The organism is Rhodococcus sp. 008, from assembly GCF_001682295.1.
GTDB lineage: Bacteria > Actinomycetota > Actinomycetes > Mycobacteriales > Mycobacteriaceae > Rhodococcus_F > Rhodococcus_F qingshengii.
In genome coordinates this window covers 3,978,458-3,994,626 of sequence record NZ_CP012749.1, presented here as the reverse complement: position 1 = coordinate 3,994,626, position 16,169 = coordinate 3,978,458, and the positions used below count along the sequence as shown (strand labels likewise).

The window sequence follows — 16,169 nt, the reverse complement described above, 5'->3', positions numbered from 1 at the left end:
CCCCATATCCAGTAGAAACGCGCTCTGCCGAAGCGTCCCTCCCGCGATTTTCCCCCACTTTACGGGCAGAGGGGGTCCCGCGCTGACTACCCAAATTTCGGCCATTCAAGACAAACCGCCCAGCCAATGAGACGTGGCACACATCGCTTCCCCCCGAATATGCTGATGCCCGCCACCCCGGAAGGGGTGGCGGGCATCAACAGGTACTGCTTATTTACCGAGTTTCCTGCGCTGTACTCGGGTACGACGAAGCAGCTTGCGGTGCTTCTTCTTCGACATGCGCTTGCGACGCTTCTTGATCACTGAACCCATAGCGGGTGTCCCTCACGTTCTTCTCTAGCGTTCCTGCGCACGCCGGTCACGTACGCCTGCGCCAAGCAATTGGCGCCTGGCCCTCGTTTTAACTAGCTCAGCGCCTTACGACACCAGCTTGCTGGTACGACAGTGACTCATCGTACCGGTGTGGAGTCACTCGGCATAAACCGAGCCTCCGGCACAGCAACCGCTGTGCCCGCGACTCGGCTCACGCCGAGGTCATCCTCTTCGAACCGGCTGGTCAGCCGGCATCGAAGTACGAGGTTTCGAGGTAATCGTGTACTGCCTTCGCATGTACACGGAACGAACGGCCCACTCGTACAGCAGGCAATTCGCCACTGTGTACCAACCGGTACACAGTCATTTTCGACACCCTCATCAAAGTTGCTACCTCAGCAACAGTGAGGAATTGCGTGCCGGCCACTGCCGGCTTTCCGTCGTGGGACGAACCCATGGACGGCTTGTTTGCAGACACCATTAATCCACATACCTCCAGCACGACTCGCGCCGCCGGCTTCCCCTCCGGCGGAACAGACACGTACGTACTAAGTCGAGCTTAGCTGTACTGGTGGGGTTAAAGCGACGGGTGTGGCTAAACGGACGACTAATCCGCAGCTGCACCCATCGCGGCCGAGCGCGACTTGGCGGCATCCAAGGCATCGAAGAACGCCGTCCGCAGGCCGCCCGCTTCGAGCTGACGCAGTGCCGCAGCCGTCGTTCCGCCCGGTGACGTCACCGCGGCGCGAAGATCCGTCGCGCTGTCGCCGGTGCGATCGAGCATCGCTGCGGAACCGACCATCGTCTGCACCACCAATTCGGTAGCGACCGGGCGCGTCAGGCCGAGACCGACTCCCGCGTCGATCATCGCTTCGGCGACCAGAAAGAAGTAGGCCGGGCCGGAACCGGAGACAGCCGTGACCGCGTCGATCTGCGATTCGGGAACCGTGACCACCTTGCCGACGCTGCCGAGGATGCCGCGTACGAGCTCGAGATGCTCGGCCTTGACGTGCCGTCCGGGCGAGAGCACGCTCACGCCCTCCCCGACCAACATGGGGGTGTTCGGCATGACGCGGATGACCGGGAACCCTGCGGGCAGACGCGTTTCGAAGAATCCCGTGGGGATTCCCGCCGCAAGGGAAACGATCAATTGTTCGAGGTCGCCGTCCAGATCGACCTTCGTCAACGCCGTGAGCGCTGGCTCGACGTCGTTCGGCTTCACCGCGATGACGATGACGTCCGCACCCTCGGCGGCATCGGCGACCGTGCTGACGCGGATGGAGTATTCGGCGATCAATTCGTCTGCGCGAGGCTGATATTGCTCGGCGACGACCAGATCCTTGATGGCGTGGCCGGCCTGCAACAGCCCGGAGATCAGCGCCTCGCCGATCTTGCCGCCACCGATAATCGCAATTCTTGTCATGGCGAACAGCCTGCCACGACCGCAGCGATCGACCCTAGCGGGGCATCATCGCCAATTGACGACTCTGGACGACGACTGCGCCCGTCGAATCGAGAACAGCATGATCCTCTTCGAACCACGTGCTGCCCAGAACATCCGAGCTCGCCCGCACGCGAAGCCATCCCGGCGTCGGCAGTCGGCGCAGGTACGTCGTCAACTGCACGGTCGGCGCCCACCCGAACAGGCCGCGGTTCATCGTCACCGGCGCGCTGATGTCACCCGCCATGATCGCGAACAGCACAGCGGTGTCGAGGTCGTTTTCGTCCTCGGGTCGAGGACGGACCCACATCCTGACCTCGGCCTCGCCTTGGCTGCCAGTCAGGAAGTGCGCCGAGGTGGTGTCGATTCGCATGTCGCAACCCTGACCGACATGCACGACCTGCGCCATCGGGTGATCGCCGATGACTGCCACCGCACTCTCCGGCGGTTCCGGTGACATGTCGTCGATCGACGAGGCCGTGACGAAGGTGGGGTCGCCGTCATCGGGGAATCCGAGCGTGACCGCCGCGCGAACAGCGCTGCGGCCCGCCTGGCTCAACTCGACGTCTAACAACGCGACCTGGCGTCCCTGCTTTCGGACGATCACCTCCAGTTCGACTTCACCCGGATCTGGGGCCGACAGATAGTTGGCGCTCACCGCGAGTGGCTGCATCTTCATAAGCGAGTCGTTCTCACCTGCGCCGTCTCGCAGACATCGACGCGCGGCAGCGGCGCACACAGCCATCATGGAACCGCCGTGCACTTTCGGCCCGATGGTCCAGATCGAATCGATCGTGCCGGTGTATCGCCCGTCGCCGAGCGAGGTGAGGCGATTGAGATCTTGAAAGGGACTGGTGCTCATCGATTTTCCTGTTCGGTGCTTTCTCGGTGTTGCGGGAAATGTCGTGCGGCCAAATCTTGGTGCGCCAGGCGTCGCAAAGCTGTCAGGACGGGTTCGTACATGGCGGTTCCGAGGACCGCATAGCGAATGCCGTCCTCGGTCGAACTGGTAGGCATCAGCTCGATTTCCACTTCGGCAATCCCTCGGATGTGGTCACCGTAGGCGCGCAGGCGCTCGTCCGAGAGACTCAGTCCGGCATCCTCGAGGCCGATCAGTGCCCGCTCGAGGTGCGCGACCGCCACGTACCTCGGCTCGAAAACCTGACCGAGAAACTCCAGAACCTTGCGAGCTCTGGGGAACTCTGGATCCGGTTCAGGTTCGACGTACGGGGGTAGTTGCGCGATTGCGCGGCCGAAAGTCTCGAATTCGGATCGCTCGTCAGTGTCCACCAGTTCGAGCACCGCGCGAATCCGTGGAATCGCGAGTCCCGCCCCGGCCAGGGCCCTGACCAACGCGAGTCGCCGGACGTGCTGTTCGCCGTACCTCGCTCCCGTTGCGCTGGTCGGCTCACCAGGCATCAGCAGACCTTCACGGAGGTAGTACTTGATAGTGGCCAGTGCAACGCCGGACTGTGCGGCCAGTTCGGAAACCTTCACCGCTCCTCCGTCCAACTCGCTCGACCCATTACTGGATAGTGATGCTATCCAATGATGGCCGAGCATCGGTAAGGAGGACACGCCTTGCGCTAGGGTTGAACCTTCTTTGCGCACATCACCAGAAATTTCCGAACGGAGCGAACAGGCGGAATGACGGATTTGCAGTCGGAGGCTCAGCCCGACGAACAGTGGCGCATCGTGGAACCACTGACGCTGACTCCCCTGCTCACCGCCGCACTCGAGGTGTTCCACGAACTCGGTTACCACGGAGCGTCGGTTCGTGACATCGCAAAACGTGCCGGTGTCACCGTGCCGACGCTGTATTACCACCACGGCAACAAACAGGGCATCCTCGTCGCGCTGATGGAACCGGGCATCGAGAACGTCACCGCACGCGCGAGCGCTGCGGTCGACGCTGCCGGACCGTCGCCGACGGCACAGTTCGGCAATCTCGTCGAGGCGTGTGTTCTGCACATGACCAGTCGCTCCGACATAGCCTTCCTCGATTCCGAACTGCGGTACCTCGAGGACGCGGAACGAAAGAGCTACGCCGCCAAGCGAAAGAAGCTCGAGAACCTACTCGTCGACGTACTGACGGCAGGCGTCGAGAGCGGTGAGTTCACGGTCCCGGACATCACCGGAACGGGCCGTGCACTACTGGGAATGTGTCAGTCCGTCGTCCTCTGGTATCGACTCGACGGGCCGCAGACTCCGCGCGAAGTCAGTGTTCTCTACCGCGAGATAGCCCTGAAAGCCGTCGGCGTCACTTCTTGAGCACTGAACTTCCCGGCATGTCCGATTAGCCCTTAACTGACGAACGTCACACCTGTCGGCTGACACCGAAACCGGGACGCGCCCACGGTCGCGGGTCCACACTTAGAAGCAGAGATGCGCGGGGTGGATCCGCAGACCGAGGGAGTTCTTGACGTATGGCCAACAGCAATCCATTTGTTCCTCCTAGCGCGGTCGACGTCGACCTTTCCGCGGTCGCCTGGGGGGCGAACCGCACGATGTCCGACTTCGAGACTGGAATGTGGCGGATGGAAGAGGCGCAGCCGCAACTGCGCTCACCGATCGTTGCGGTGGAGGTTCTCGATCGTGCCCCGGACTGGGATCGACTTCTCGACGCAGTCGAGTGGGCATCGCACGTGGTTCCGCGTATTCGTATGCGAGCAGTGGAACCGGCAATGCAGCTGGGCAATCCGGTGTGGTCCGTCGATCCCGAGTTCGACATCGGCTACCACCTACGACGCGTCCGCTTACCTGCACCGGCGGACTTCGATCACGCACTGCGCATGTGTCGTCACCTTGCGACGGAACCTTTCGACAAGGCTCGACCGCCGTGGAGCGCGCTGCTCATCGAAGGTCTCGACGACGGTCGCGCCGTGTTCGTGGTCAAGACTCACCACTCCATCACCGACGGCATGGGCGGCATCCAGATGATGACGCTCCTGCACAGCAGACGCCCGGACCCCACTCCGAACAAGCCCGACCGCACACCGCCTGCTCCTGAGCATCTGTCATCGGTGGGCGCCTTCGGCGAGGAGGTCGTCAGCGAGATCCGGCGTGCGCCCTCGCGTATCGCCAAGCTGGTCCGCGGTGCCACCAATGTTGCGACCACGGCGATCTCGAGTCCGATCACGACAGCTTCCGAGGTCCTCGGTTACGCCAATTCACTCCGCAAGATCGTCACTCCCCCAGCTCGTTCCGGTTCCCCTCTGCTCCACGATCGTGGTCTCGGACGATGGTTCGGAACTCTCGAGGTGGGTGTCCCCGAGCTCAAGGCCGGGGCGAAAGCTGCCGGTGGCTCACTCAACGACGCGTACGTCGCCGCTTTGCTCGGCGGCTTCCGTCGCTACCACGAAGCCTTCGGACAGTCCGTCGACAGCATTCCGATGGGTATGCCGATCAGCATGCGTACGGGCGCAGACGCCAACGGCGGCAACAGGTTTACAGCCGTTCGCTTCAACGGCCCGGTCTCCGAAACCGATCCGGCCAAACGCATCAGGCAGGTGCGAGAGATCGTACTGGGTCTCCGGGAGGAGCCCGCGTTGGACGCTCTCGACGTCGCCGCCCCGATCCTCGCCCGCCTGCCGAATTATCTACTCGCGAACTGGTATCTGTCACAGTCGACGGGTCTGGACCTGCAGGCCAGCAACGTCGCCGGCGTACCGGTACCGGTCTATCTCGCCGGAGCGAAGATCGAGCGGATGTTCCCGTTCGGCCCGGCGCCCGGTTGCGCGGCAATGGCGACACTGGTCTCCCACGTCGGGGTGTGCTGTATCGGAATCAATCTCGACACCGCCGCGATCACAAAACCCGCGCTGCTGATGCAGTGCTTGCAGGAGAGCCTGGACGAGATCGTCGCTCTCGGAGTCACAACGGAAGGTGCGTGAGTCATGAGCGAGAACACGACCAACCCGCGCGTGTACCTCACCGAAACCATGACAGAGGCCGAAGCCGGCGTGCTGCGAAAGTGGCTTGCCGACAAGGCAAGCTCATCCGAAACTCGGCCGGTCACCGTCAACATCACCGACAAGACCCTGGCAGAACTGGCGGCACGGACCGACGACCCGATGCTCGCACCGCTTCGCGTGGTGTGGATTCCGGACACCCACACCAAGCACAACGTCGCGGTGCGACTACGTGATGCGCTGGCACCACGCGATCCTCTCCACCCCGGACGCGGCGCACAACGCAGAACCCTGCGCACCGACCCCTCACGGTGCCAGGTCATCGAAGGTGAACCCGCACCACTGAGCGATCTCGAGCGTCGCCTCGAAAAGAGCGGTGGCGGTTCGCTACCGGAGTTCATCCGACGGCAGGCCGCTCTGGCACTCGAACGCGCCGAATTGGGCCTTCTGGGTGGCCAGTACAAGGTGTCACGGTTCGTCGTCGACGAGATCACCGACACCCGCCGATTCGCCACCGAGGTCATGGCTTTGGCCGACCGGTTGAACATCGCCGTCGCCGAAGTCGATCGCCGCGCACGTGAAGCTCTCGAAGAAATGGTTGCCACCCAGAGTCGCCAAGCCATCGCGGTGTGGGATCGCCTGGGCCGCTACTTCGCTCGCGCCTACAAGCTGGACGTGGACACGAGCCGCTTCGAGGAACTCCGTGAGCTGAACAAGGAACACTCACTGGTCTTCCTCCCGAGTCACCGTTCGTACCTCGATCCCCTCGTCCTGCGTCCGGCGTTGATCGCGAACGGCTTGCCGCTCAATCACGTCATGGGCGGCCTCAACATCAGCTTCTGGCCCATGGGCTCGATCCTCAAGCGCAGCGGCACCGTCTTCATTCGTCGAAGCATCGGCAACGACGAGGTCTACAAGTGGTCGATGCACGAGTACATGCGCTACCTGCTCACCAAACGCTTCAATCTGGAGTGGTACATCGAAGGTGGACGCGGGCGTACCGGGAAACTACGCCCACCGCGCTTCGGTCTCCTGACCTACCTGACCAAGGCCTTTCAGGTCAGCGGCGCATCCGACGTGTACCTCGTCCCCGTCGCGCTGAGCTACGACCAGCTCTACGAGGTCGGGGCAATGGCTGCCGAGGCACTCGGCGCCGAGAAGACACCGGAAGGCCTGCGCTGGATGGTGGGTTACGTACGCGCCCAGGGAAAACGCAACGGTGTCGCGCACGTGACCATCGGCCGGCCGCTCTCACTCGCGGACGCACTCAGCCAGGAAACCGATCAGCGCCTCGCCATTCAGAAGGCCGGCATCGAGGTGTGTCACCGCATCAACGAGGTCACCCCGGTGACCGTGTCTTCACTGGCGATGTTGGCGTTCCTCGGAATCGAAGACCGGGCGTTGACCGTTCGTGAACTCACCGCGATTCTCACGCCGCTGTTCGGCTACATCACCGCGCGAAATCTTCCGATCGCCGGCGACGTCGAACTGTCCGATCCGCGTGTCATCGAGAAGGCATTGCAGACACACGTCGATTCCGGGGTGCTCGAGCGCTTCGATCGGGGCGGCGAGCAGGTCTTCTACCTCGGCAAGGACCAGCATCTTGTCGCTGCCTTCTACCGCAACAACACGATTCACTTTCTCGTCGTGCGTGCCATCACCGAACTCGTACTTCAGGCAGCCGTCGAAGAGCGGTTCGAGGACCCCATCGGGGACGGGTGGGCAGAGGCCAAGCGCATCCGAGATTTGTTGAAATTCGAGTTCTTCTTCAGTGACCGGGACACGTTCGAGCAGGAGATGCGGACCGAGCTGACGCTGATCGACCCCGAGTGGGAAACCGTCATGGCCGACGACAAACGAACCGAGCACATGATCGAGACGGTTCGCCCGTACCTCGCGCACCGCGTGCTCCAACCGTTCCTCGAGGCGTACCAGGTTGTCGCCGATCAGCTTGTGCTCGCGCCGATTTCGACATCGTTCGACGAAAAGTCGTTCATCAGCAACTGCATCGACGTCGCACATCAGCGTCGACTGCGGCAGCAGATCGCCAGCAACGAATCCGTCTCCGGCGAATTATTCGCCACCGCACTGAATTTGGCGCGCAACCGTAACTTGATCGAAGTCGACGACGACGGAGTCCGGGCCCGGCGCCTGGCATTCGCTGCCGAGATCAAGGTTCAGGTCGAGCGCCTGCGTCACCTTCGCGCACTCGCGCATGCACGACTCGATCAGGTGGCGATGCCGGTACCGGACGCCGCTGCGGTAGTGACCATTCCAGAAGCAAACCGAGCGCCCGCCGCGAACGAGGAAGTAGGACTGTGACCGGACTCGAGCGTCTGCACTCCGCCATCGAAGCCGCCCCGCCCGGGCCCGAAACGATCGCCGCCTTCGACCTCGACGGCACCTTGATCAGCGGGTACTCGGCCAGCGTTGTGTACCGAGACCGCCTGCGACGCTTGGATATCAGCGTCGGCGAACTCTTGCGCACCACCGGTGCCGCGATCGACACCCAATTCCGCGGCGCTGACGTCGGAGCACTGATGGACATCGGCGTTCGAGCCTTGGGCGGCCGTACCGTCGAGGAACTCAACGACTGGGGCCGACGGCTGTTCAAGCAGGAGATCGCCGCGATGATCTACCCGGAAGCCCGCGGGCTACTGGCGGCACACCGGCGAGCCGGCCACACGATCGTGATGGCTACGTCGGCGACTCCGTTCCAGGCCAAGTACGTCGCCGAAGATCTCGACATCGAAGACGTGCTGTGCACCGAGCCCGAAGTCGTGGACGGCATGCTCACCGGCGAACTGTCTTCGCCCGCACTGTGGGGGCCGGCCAAGGCCAATGCCCTTGCAGGCTATGCCGAGAAGATGGGCGCCGATCTGAAGAACGCGTTTGCGTACTCCAACGGTGTCGAAGACGTCTTCATGCTCGAGGCTGTCGGGCGACCTGTCGCGTTGAATCCCGATCGTGGTCTGGCCAAGATCGCGTTGCGCAATCACTGGCCTTCGGTCAGCCTGCGTAAACCGCAACGAGGCGCAACACCGATCTCCACGATCCGAACGGCGACGGCCATGGGCGCGCTTGCTGCCACCGCCGCCCTCGGTGCGTCGGCAGGCATTGTCACCGGGAACCGTCAACTGGGTGCGAACCTGGTCGGCACGTACGGCCCCGACATCTCGCTCTCACTGCTGGGCATCGACGTCGAGATCGACGGCGAGCACAACGTGTGGGATCACCGCCCGGCGGTGTTCATGTTCAACCATCAGAGTTCCCTGGACATGTTGGTCCTGGGCACCGTGATCAAGCGTGACGTGACCGGCGTCGCGAAGAAGGAAGCGGCAAGCGATCCGCGGTTCATGCCCGTCGGTGCACTGCTCGACGTCGCCTACATCGACCGCACCGACACCACGAAGGCGAAGGCTGCACTGCAACCGGCAGTCGACAAGCTGAAGAATGGTGTCTCGATAGTCATAGCTCCGGAGGGCACCCGTTCTCCGACGCCACGTCTGGGCTCTTTCAAGAAGGGTGGATTCCACTTGGCGATCCAAGCCGGTGTGCCGATCGTGCCCGTGGTGATTCACAACGCGGGTGAACGGATGTGGCGCAATTCGCTTGTCGCCCATCCAGGCCCGGTCTATGTCTCGGTGCTCGATCCCATCTCGACCGAAGGCTGGGAGACCAAAGACCTCGACGCACACGTCGAGAAGGTACGCGCGCAGTTCGAAGCTGCGCTACTTGCCGGCCACCGCTGAGCGTGCCAGGTGCTCGCGTGCAAACGCGAGCGCCTGCGCCAGCATCGACGACCGCTCCCGCCGGGTGCGCGCGTTCTGCGTGTTGATCTCGATGACTGCCTGGCCGCTGAATTCGCTCGCAGCCAATTGCTGACACAACTCCGCGCACGGCTGTGAGCCGTGCCCCGGAATCAGGTGCTCGTCCATCGACGCCCCGCGACCGTCGGCCAGGTGCAGGTGCTCGAGCCCCTTGCCCATACGGGAGGCCAACTCCAGGGCATCCATGCCCGCCGTCGCGGTGTGCGACAGGTCGAGTGTGTAGTGAGCATGATCGGAATCGGTCGGGTCGTACGACGGACTGAACGCGGACAACGCTGCCCCTGGACCGCCACGTTTACGCAGACGCTCCGCGGACTTGTCCTTGCCGCCGAAGAAGCTGTCGGCGCGCATGGGGAACATGTTCTCCACCGCCACCACGACGCTGCTCTTCGATTCGAGATCGACAACCTGTTCCGCGAAGCCTTCGGCGTACTTGCGCTGCCACCGGAACGGCGGGTGGACGACCACCGTCGTCGCTCCCAAGGTTTCGGCGGTGCGCACCGAACGCTCGAGTTTCTCGACCGGATCGGAACCCCACACGCGCTGCGAAATCAGCAGACACGGCGCATGCACCGCCTGCACCGGAATGGCGTACTTGCGAACGAGGGCGGCAACAGCACCGACGTCCTGACTCACGGATTCGGCCCACACCATCAGTTCGACACCGTCGTATCCGAGATCAGCGGCGTAGCGAAATGCCGCTTCCGTGTTCTCCGGATACACCGAAGCCGTCGACAGGCCGACGGCTATCGGCCGACGAACCATGCGCTGCGATCCCCCGATCATCGTCCGATCAACCCGAGGTCAACAAGAACGCCAGTGGACCGAGCGTCACGATCATGCCGACGACCACCGCGATCACGAAACTCGTGATGTCGTCCGTCTTCCGCAGAACCCGCACGACGGCAACCAGGCCGACGATCACGATCAGCGCGAGCACCAACGCCACCCACGGCAGCATGTCCCACAGCTTCTCGAAGCCCTTGAACATCGCGCCGCCGACGATCAGTGCAACAACCACCTGACCGGCAAGCACTGCCCATTCACGGATCGAGTTACGCTCGCCTGCCTCTTCCGCTGCCGGTTCGGCTTCGACATCGGACTCCGCGGCGGCACTGGTCTTTTTTGCACCGTCATCGACAGCCGGCGCCTTGACCAGATCGACCACGGCGGTGGATTCGGCCTCGCCGGCATCCGCGTCTGCGATCTTGTCGATCAGTTCGGTGCTCTCTTCCGGCGCGGCCGGAGCAGGAGCAGTCGGTGCAGGTGCCTTCACGACTGGAGTGGGGACACGCGGCGGCAGGATCGGCGGACGCAACGACGGCGACTGCGTTGCGGCGCGCTCCTGACGCATCAGGTCGCCCGCCAGGGTCTGACCCGACAGCAGGGCTGGTTCCTGCGTTACCTGCGTCGGTGACGAGGAGTTGAGCGGTGCCCGGCTCACCCACTGCCCGGGCGAGGACTTCGAGGTCTGTCCCGGCGAAGGTGTGGAAGTCGGCTTCGGAGTGGTGACCGGCGGCGCAGCAACCGGCTTCGACTCGCCCTTGGGTGCCTGCGGCTCGTCATCGTCATCGTCGTCGTCGAACGAGACGGCGAAGGCTGCGGTGCGATCGGCGGGAACCTTCGGTGCCGGTTCGGCTGACTTGGCGGTTTCCGCGACAGCCTCGGCCGGCGCTGAAGGTGCAGAGTTTTCCGGCGCAGCGGCTTCGGGCTGGGCTGCTGGTTCGTCGGACTCGGGCTCGGCGGCCGCGCGCGATCCCGACTGGCGAACGATCGGGATCTCACCCGTCAGTTCGGCGACGGAGATGCCACCGGCTACGCCGCGCCGGCGTCGTCCACCTCGGGATTCGACGCTCTGACCGTTCCGCTTGAGCAGTTCCGCTACGGAAATCTGCTGACTGTCCTCGGTCATCAAGCACTCACCACCAATTCACCGCCCATTTCTGTGTCGAGCTTTCGCAGAATCAGACCCTCACGCAGTGCCCAGGGACAAATTTCCAGTTCGTCCACTCCGAGCGCCCGCATGGTTGCCTCTGCGATGAGCGCGCCGGCCACAATCTGCTGTGACCGATCCGAGCTCACTCCTTCCAATTCTGCACGGTCCGCCGCCGTCATCCTGGATATGAAGGCTATGAGTTGCCTGAGTCCGCTGGAAGTCAGGGTCCGTTTTGCCCGGGGGCCTGCGGCAGAAGGGGCCGCGCCGGTGAGCCGAGCCAACGATCGGAAGGTCTTCGAAGTCCCGACCGTGCGGTCCCAGTCGCCGGCGGCGCGCAGTTCCTTGGCTGGTCCGACCAACTCCGCGTCCAGCCAGTCACGCAATACAGCGACCCGGCGCTTGCCCGGCGGATCGGCCTGTAGCCAGTCGCGCGTCAACCGTCCGGCACCGAGTTGCAGTGAGAAGGCGACGTCCGGATCCTCGTCACCACCTGCTGTGAGTTCGAGCGAGCCGCCGCCGATGTCCAGGTTCAGGATGCGTCCGGCGCTCCAGCCGTACCAGCGGCGCACGGCCAGAAAGGTCAAGCGGGCTTCGTCGACCCCGGACAGAACCTCGAGGTTGACTCCGGTCTCGGCGCGGACGCGGGCGAGTACGGCTTCGGAATTGTTGGCGTCACGGACCGCGGAAGTGGCAAAAGCCATCATTTCCTCGCACCCGGACGTCTTGGCGATACCGGCGAATTCGGAAACCGTCGACACCAACCGATCGGCTCCTGACGTGGTGATATCGCCACGGTCGTCAGTGTTTTCTGCCAGCCTCAACGTGGACTTGGTCGAGCTCATGGGTGTTGGGTGGCCGCCCCGATGGGCGTCCACAACCAATAGATGGACGGTATTGCTTCCGACGTCGAGTACCCCTAGTCGCACATCGCCACGTTACTGGGTCTACGGTCGGCCCTTGTGACAGCAGGTAACCCAGACCGGTCCCACAAGATGACTCCGAGCCCCGAGGTCGATCTCGATTTCCCGCGCGAATGGGTCGAATTTGTCGATCCGGATAACTCCGAACACCTCATTTCCGCTGATATGACGTGGTTGCTCTCGCATTGGACCTGCGTGTTCGGCACGCCGGCGTGTCAGGGCATCATCGGAGACCGCCCGGACGACGGTTGCTGCTCGCACGGCGCTTTCCTCTCCGATCAGGAAGATCAGGACAAGCTCGATGCGTCAGTGAAAATGCTCACAGCCGAAGACTGGCAGTTCATGGAAAAGGGTCTCGGCAAGAAGGGCTACGTCGAAGAAGACGACCTCGAGGACGAGCCCGCGCTGCGCACCCGCCGCTACAAAGGAGCGTGCATCTTCCTCAACCGGCCGGGTTTTGCCGGGGGCGAGGGCTGCGCTCTGCATTCCATGGCGCTCAAGAAGGGCATCGAGCCGCTCGAGGTGAAACCGGACGTGTGCTGGCAGCTACCGATCCGCCGCACCCAGGACTGGGTCGACCGGCCGGACGGCGTCCAGATCCTCAAGACCACGATCACCGAGTACGACCGCCGCGGCTGGGGTGAGGGCGGCGACGACCTCGCCTGGTACTGCTCCGGCTCCCCCGACGCTCATGTCGGGGAGCGGCAGGTCTGGCAGTCCTACGGGCCCGAGTTGACGGAACTTCTCGGAAAGCGCGCGTACGACGAGCTGGCTCGCCTCTGCAGGCGTCGCGCGGGCCTCGGCCTCATCGCAGTCCATCCGGCGACCACGATCGCTCAGAACAAAGCTCAGGGCTGACTCCGCCTGAACAAAAAGAATTCAGCCGCTCACACGATCGTGTGAGCGGCTGAATTCTTCTCGACATTTCTTCTCGACGAGGTTCGATCACGCTTCGAGCTTGTAACCCAATCCACGGACCGTGACCAGATGTTCCGGCTTGGCCGGATCCGATTCGATCTTCGAACGCAACCGCTTCACGTGTACGTCAAGGGTTTTGGTGTCACCGACGTAGTCGGCGCCCCAGACGCGGTCGATCAACTGTCCGCGGGTCAGCACCCGACCGGAGTTGCGGAGCAGGTACTCGAGGAGATCGAACTCCTTGAGCGGCAACGTCACCGGGTTACCCGCGACCTGCACGACGTGGCGCTCGACGTCCATCCGTACCGGTCCGGCCTCGAGCACCCCGTTGTCGGAGGCGAGGTCCGCCTCGTTCTCCACCCCGCGGCGCAGCACCGCACGGATGCGAGCGATCAGCTCACGCGCCGAATACGGTTTGGTCACATAGTCGTCCGCACCGAGTTCCAGTCCGACGACCTTGTCGATCTCACTGTCACGCGCCGTCACCATGATGACGGGGACGCCGGAGCGCGACCGCAGCGCCTTGCAGACGTCCGTGCCACTCATGCCGGGCAGCATGAGGTCGAGCAGGACGATGTCCGCTCCGGAGCGATCGAATTCCGCCAACGCCGACGGTCCGTCGTTGACGATGGTGGTCTCGAAGCCTTCCTTGCGGAGCAGGAACGCCAGCGGGTCCGCCAAGGACTCCTCGTCCTCCACGATCAGCACACTCGTCATCGTTTGGCCTCCATGCCGTTTTCTCTACTGCCTTGTTCTCGTCTGCCGATCCGCGTGGAACCGGCGGTTCCCGCGTCGTCAGAGTCGATGTCGTCGTCCGACTCCACGTGTGCCGGTATCTGCAACGTGAAGGTAGACCCTGTACCCGGTTTGCTCCACAGTTCGATGGAGCCGTTGTGATTGGCCGCGACGTGTTTGACGATCGCCAGCCCCAGACCGGTTCCACCGGTCTGCCGTGACCGCGCCTTGTCCACGCGGAAGAATCTCTCGAACACTCGCTCCTGGTCCGCTTTCGCGATGCCTTCTCCTCGGTCGGTGACTGCGATCGCGACATTGTCGCCGCGTACCGACCGACTGACGGAAACCGGAGAACCCTTGGGCGAGTATGCAATAGCGTTCTCGATGAGGTTGGACAATGCCGTGACGAGGAGAGTCTGATCCCCGAGTACTTCCAGCCCACTCGGATGGTCGGTGGTGACCGTGATCCCGGCGGCCTCGGCCGACAGATTCGACCTCGACAGTGCTTCGGACACCACGGTGTCGACGTCGACCACGTCGAGATCCGGCAGCTTCTCGGCACCTTGCAGACGCGAGAGTGCGATCAACTCGGTGACCATCTTGCCCAGACGAATCGACTCACCGAGCACCCGTTCGCCGAAGTGGCGCACCGATTCCGGGTCGTCAGCGGACTCGAGCAGCGCCTCCGCGAGCAGGCTCATCGCACCGACCGGCGTCTTGAGTTCGTGGCTGACGTTCGCGACGAAATCGCGTCGGGTCGCCTCCATGCGGACCTGCTCGGAATCGTCGTCGGCGAACAGGACCACGAAGTTGCGATCGTCCTTGCTGAGCAACCGGGCCGTGCCACGTACCGCGATCTTGTCGCGGCCCCGCTGAGCGGTCTGCGCCGTCAGATCGACCTCGACGGGTTGACCCGTCCGCAGAACTTCCTGAGCAGCCCGCCAAGCTCGCTCGTCGACCAGACGATTCTTGACGAGACCGAGTTCCTCGGCGCGAGGATTGAAGAGCACGACGTCGTGAAAACCGTCGACGACGGCGATACCGCTTTCCGAAGCCAACACGATGAGGTCGAGAACCTGGGACATCGTGAGCCCGGTCTGTTCGTCCGAGCGCTGACTCTGGCGCGACGACAGCCTGGGTACCAGCACCCCGCCGACGAGGTAGCCGACCAAGCCGGCGACCACGACCAGCAGCACTGCAATCACGACACTCACGGCGCAATCGTACGTTCGCGCGAAGAGTCGGTTACGGCGGGTTCGGACGTTCCCACCCGTGTAATCCGCCAGGTGGACGGCGTTGGTTCGTCGTTCATCTGCTGTTGGCCGAGGCCCCCCGAAATCACTGTTCGGGGGGCCTCGACGCACATCATCGGGTTGCTACTTTCCGCCCTGATTCGCCACCGCGGCGGCGCCGGCAGCTGCGGCCTCCGGATCCAGGTAGGTGCCGCCGGGATTGAGCGGCTTCAGGTTCTCGTCGAGGTCGTAACGCAGCGGGATTCCGGTCGGGATGTTCAGGCCCGCGATGTCCTCGTCCGAGATGCCGTCGAGGTGCTTGACCAACGCACGCAGCGAGTTGCCGTGCGCGGTGACCAGCACGTTCCGACCGGCGAGCAGCTCCTGGGAGATGGTGTCCTCCCAGTACGGGATCAGACGCTTGACGACGTCGAGCAGGCACTCGGTCAAGGGAACCTCGTCGAGGTTCGCGTACCGGGGATCGGTGTCCTGGCTGTACTCGCTGCCGGCTTCGATGGCGGGCGGCGGGGTGTCGTAGCTACGACGCCAGAGCATGAACTGCTCGTTTCCGTACTCTTCCTTGGTCTGCGCCTTGTTCTTGCCCTGCAGAGCGCCGTAGTGACGCTCGTTGAGACGCCAGTCGCGCACTACCGGGATCCAGTGGCGATCGGCGGCGTCGAGCGCGAGGTTGGCGGTGCTGATCGCGCGGCGCAGCAGAGACGTGTAGAGAACGTCGGGCAACAGGCTGTGCTCGGCGAGCAGTTCGCCGGCGCGCTTGCCCTCGGCCATGCCCTTGTCTGTCAGGTGTACGTCCACCCAGCCGGTGAACAGATTGAGTGCATTCCATTCGCTCTCGCCGTGGCGGAGCAGGACCAGGGTTCCGATACTCATGGCGTTCATCCTGGCACGAGTACCAGAACCCTTCTTGATCAAC

16 protein-coding genes are annotated in these 16,169 nt (G+C 63.4%); 5 read left to right on the top strand and 11 right to left on the bottom strand.

From position 1 onward, the window contains the following. Positions 1–210 precede the first annotated feature (210 nt). From AOT96_RS34755 to AOT96_RS18620, 5 genes are all read right to left on the bottom strand, one after another. A complete protein-coding gene (locus AOT96_RS34755) occupies positions 211–312 on the bottom strand; it encodes a 30S ribosomal protein bS22 (RefSeq protein ID WP_003402602.1) in 102 nt (33 codons plus the stop codon). A 244-nt stretch (positions 313–556) separates the two neighbouring features. Continuing rightward, positions 557–793: a helix-turn-helix domain-containing protein gene (locus AOT96_RS18635; RefSeq protein WP_003941845.1), complete on the bottom strand. Its 237-nt coding sequence runs from the start codon at positions 791–793 to the stop codon at positions 557–559. A gap of 126 nt (positions 794–919) precedes the next feature. After that, the gene (proC, locus tag AOT96_RS18630; RefSeq protein ID WP_065352123.1) at positions 920–1,735 is read right to left on the bottom strand and encodes a pyrroline-5-carboxylate reductase; all 816 of its coding nucleotides are present in this window, start codon (positions 1,733–1,735) and stop codon (positions 920–922) included. 34 nt (positions 1,736–1,769) lie between these two features. Then, the gene (locus AOT96_RS18625) at positions 1,770–2,615 is read right to left on the bottom strand and encodes a thioesterase family protein (RefSeq protein ID WP_065352122.1); all 846 of its coding nucleotides are present in this window, start codon (positions 2,613–2,615) and stop codon (positions 1,770–1,772) included. After that, entirely contained in the window at positions 2,612–3,250 is a 639-nt protein-coding gene (locus tag AOT96_RS18620; RefSeq protein ID WP_054827857.1) for a MerR family transcriptional regulator, read from the bottom strand. The genes AOT96_RS18625 and AOT96_RS18620 overlap by 4 nt, the downstream gene beginning before the upstream one ends. A 150-nt stretch (positions 3,251–3,400) precedes the next feature. Between AOT96_RS18620 and AOT96_RS18615 the strand changes: the two genes are divergently transcribed. The 4 genes from AOT96_RS18615 (at position 3,401) to AOT96_RS18600 (ending at position 9,416) form a co-directional block, all read left to right on the top strand. After that, positions 3,401–4,024, top strand: a complete 624-nt coding sequence (locus AOT96_RS18615; protein ID WP_003942051.1) for a TetR/AcrR family transcriptional regulator — start codon at positions 3,401–3,403, stop codon at positions 4,022–4,024. Positions 4,025–4,179: 155 nt separating this feature from the next. Continuing rightward, a complete protein-coding gene (locus AOT96_RS18610) occupies positions 4,180–5,646 on the top strand; it encodes a wax ester/triacylglycerol synthase domain-containing protein (RefSeq protein ID WP_065352121.1) in 1,467 nt (488 codons plus the stop codon). Positions 5,647–5,649: 3 nt separating this feature from the next. Continuing rightward, positions 5,650–7,986: a glycerol-3-phosphate 1-O-acyltransferase gene (locus tag AOT96_RS18605; protein ID WP_007735324.1), complete on the top strand. Its 2,337-nt coding sequence runs from the start codon at positions 5,650–5,652 to the stop codon at positions 7,984–7,986. Beyond that, the gene (locus AOT96_RS18600) at positions 7,983–9,416 is read left to right on the top strand and encodes an HAD-IB family hydrolase (protein ID WP_065352120.1); all 1,434 of its coding nucleotides are present in this window, start codon (positions 7,983–7,985) and stop codon (positions 9,414–9,416) included. The genes AOT96_RS18605 and AOT96_RS18600 overlap by 4 nt, the downstream gene beginning before the upstream one ends. Here the strand turns inward: AOT96_RS18600 and AOT96_RS18595 are convergent. From AOT96_RS18595 to AOT96_RS18585, 3 genes are read right to left on the bottom strand one after another with little or no spacing between them, the layout of a single operon-like run. Next, positions 9,396–10,280, bottom strand: coding sequence for a sugar phosphate isomerase/epimerase family protein (locus AOT96_RS18595; RefSeq protein ID WP_003941889.1), 885 nt, complete (start codon positions 10,278–10,280; stop codon positions 9,396–9,398). The two genes, AOT96_RS18600 and AOT96_RS18595, sit on opposite strands and share 21 nt — an antisense overlap. A gap of 7 nt (positions 10,281–10,287) precedes the next feature. Further along, entirely contained in the window at positions 10,288–11,406 is a 1,119-nt protein-coding gene (locus AOT96_RS18590; protein WP_065352119.1) for a hypothetical protein, read from the bottom strand. Next, positions 11,406–12,356, bottom strand: coding sequence for a Ppx/GppA phosphatase family protein (locus AOT96_RS18585; RefSeq protein WP_003941975.1), 951 nt, complete (start codon positions 12,354–12,356; stop codon positions 11,406–11,408). The genes AOT96_RS18590 and AOT96_RS18585 overlap by 1 nt, the downstream gene beginning before the upstream one ends. Before the next feature lie 66 nt (positions 12,357–12,422). Here AOT96_RS18585 and AOT96_RS18580 point away from each other — a divergent pair, with 66 nt between their 5' ends. Next, positions 12,423–13,208 (top strand): hypothetical protein, encoded by a 786-nt coding sequence (locus tag AOT96_RS18580; protein ID WP_003941928.1) that lies wholly within the window; start codon positions 12,423–12,425, stop codon positions 13,206–13,208. 87 nt (positions 13,209–13,295) lie between these two features. Here the strand turns inward: AOT96_RS18580 and AOT96_RS18575 are convergent, their stop codons facing one another. From AOT96_RS18575 to AOT96_RS18565, 3 genes are all read right to left on the bottom strand, one after another. Further along, complete coding sequence (locus AOT96_RS18575; protein WP_003942020.1) at positions 13,296–13,985, bottom strand: response regulator transcription factor; 690 nt, start codon at positions 13,983–13,985, stop codon at positions 13,296–13,298. Continuing rightward, the gene (locus AOT96_RS18570) at positions 13,982–15,217 is read right to left on the bottom strand and encodes a sensor histidine kinase (RefSeq protein WP_003941938.1); all 1,236 of its coding nucleotides are present in this window, start codon (positions 15,215–15,217) and stop codon (positions 13,982–13,984) included. Before AOT96_RS18570 ends, AOT96_RS18575 begins: the two co-directional genes overlap by 4 nt. Positions 15,218–15,379: 162 nt before the next feature. Further along, positions 15,380–16,135, bottom strand: coding sequence for a phosphoglyceromutase (locus AOT96_RS18565; protein ID WP_197523596.1), 756 nt, complete (start codon positions 16,133–16,135; stop codon positions 15,380–15,382). Positions 16,136–16,169 lie beyond the last annotated feature (34 nt).

Bases quoted from the DNA above. Each gene is read 5' to 3' on its own strand.
- AOT96_RS34755 (WP_003402602.1), bottom strand. From the start codon at position 312: ATGGGTTCAGTGATCAAGAAGCGTCGCAAGCGCATGTCGAAGAAGAAG.
- AOT96_RS18635 (WP_003941845.1), bottom strand. From the start codon at position 793: ATGGTGTCTGCAAACAAGCCGTCCATGGGTTCGTCCCACGACGGAAAG.
- proC (WP_065352123.1), bottom strand. From the start codon at position 1,735: ATGACAAGAATTGCGATTATCGGTGGCGGCAAGATCGGCGAGGCGCTG.
- AOT96_RS18625 (WP_065352122.1), bottom strand. From the start codon at position 2,615: ATGAGCACCAGTCCCTTTCAAGATCTCAATCGCCTCACCTCGCTCGGC.
- AOT96_RS18615 (WP_003942051.1), top strand. From the start codon at position 3,401: ATGACGGATTTGCAGTCGGAGGCTCAGCCCGACGAACAGTGGCGCATC.
- AOT96_RS18610 (WP_065352121.1), top strand. From the start codon at position 4,180: ATGGCCAACAGCAATCCATTTGTTCCTCCTAGCGCGGTCGACGTCGAC.
- AOT96_RS18605 (WP_007735324.1), top strand. From the start codon at position 5,650: ATGAGCGAGAACACGACCAACCCGCGCGTGTACCTCACCGAAACCATG.
- AOT96_RS18595 (WP_003941889.1), bottom strand. From the start codon at position 10,280: ATGATCGGGGGATCGCAGCGCATGGTTCGTCGGCCGATAGCCGTCGGC.
- AOT96_RS18590 (WP_065352119.1), bottom strand. From the start codon at position 11,406: ATGACCGAGGACAGTCAGCAGATTTCCGTAGCGGAACTGCTCAAGCGG.
- AOT96_RS18580 (WP_003941928.1), top strand. From the start codon at position 12,423: ATGACTCCGAGCCCCGAGGTCGATCTCGATTTCCCGCGCGAATGGGTC.
- AOT96_RS18575 (WP_003942020.1), bottom strand. From the start codon at position 13,985: ATGACGAGTGTGCTGATCGTGGAGGACGAGGAGTCCTTGGCGGACCCG.
- AOT96_RS18565 (WP_197523596.1), bottom strand. From the start codon at position 16,135: ATGAACGCCATGAGTATCGGAACCCTGGTCCTGCTCCGCCACGGCGAG.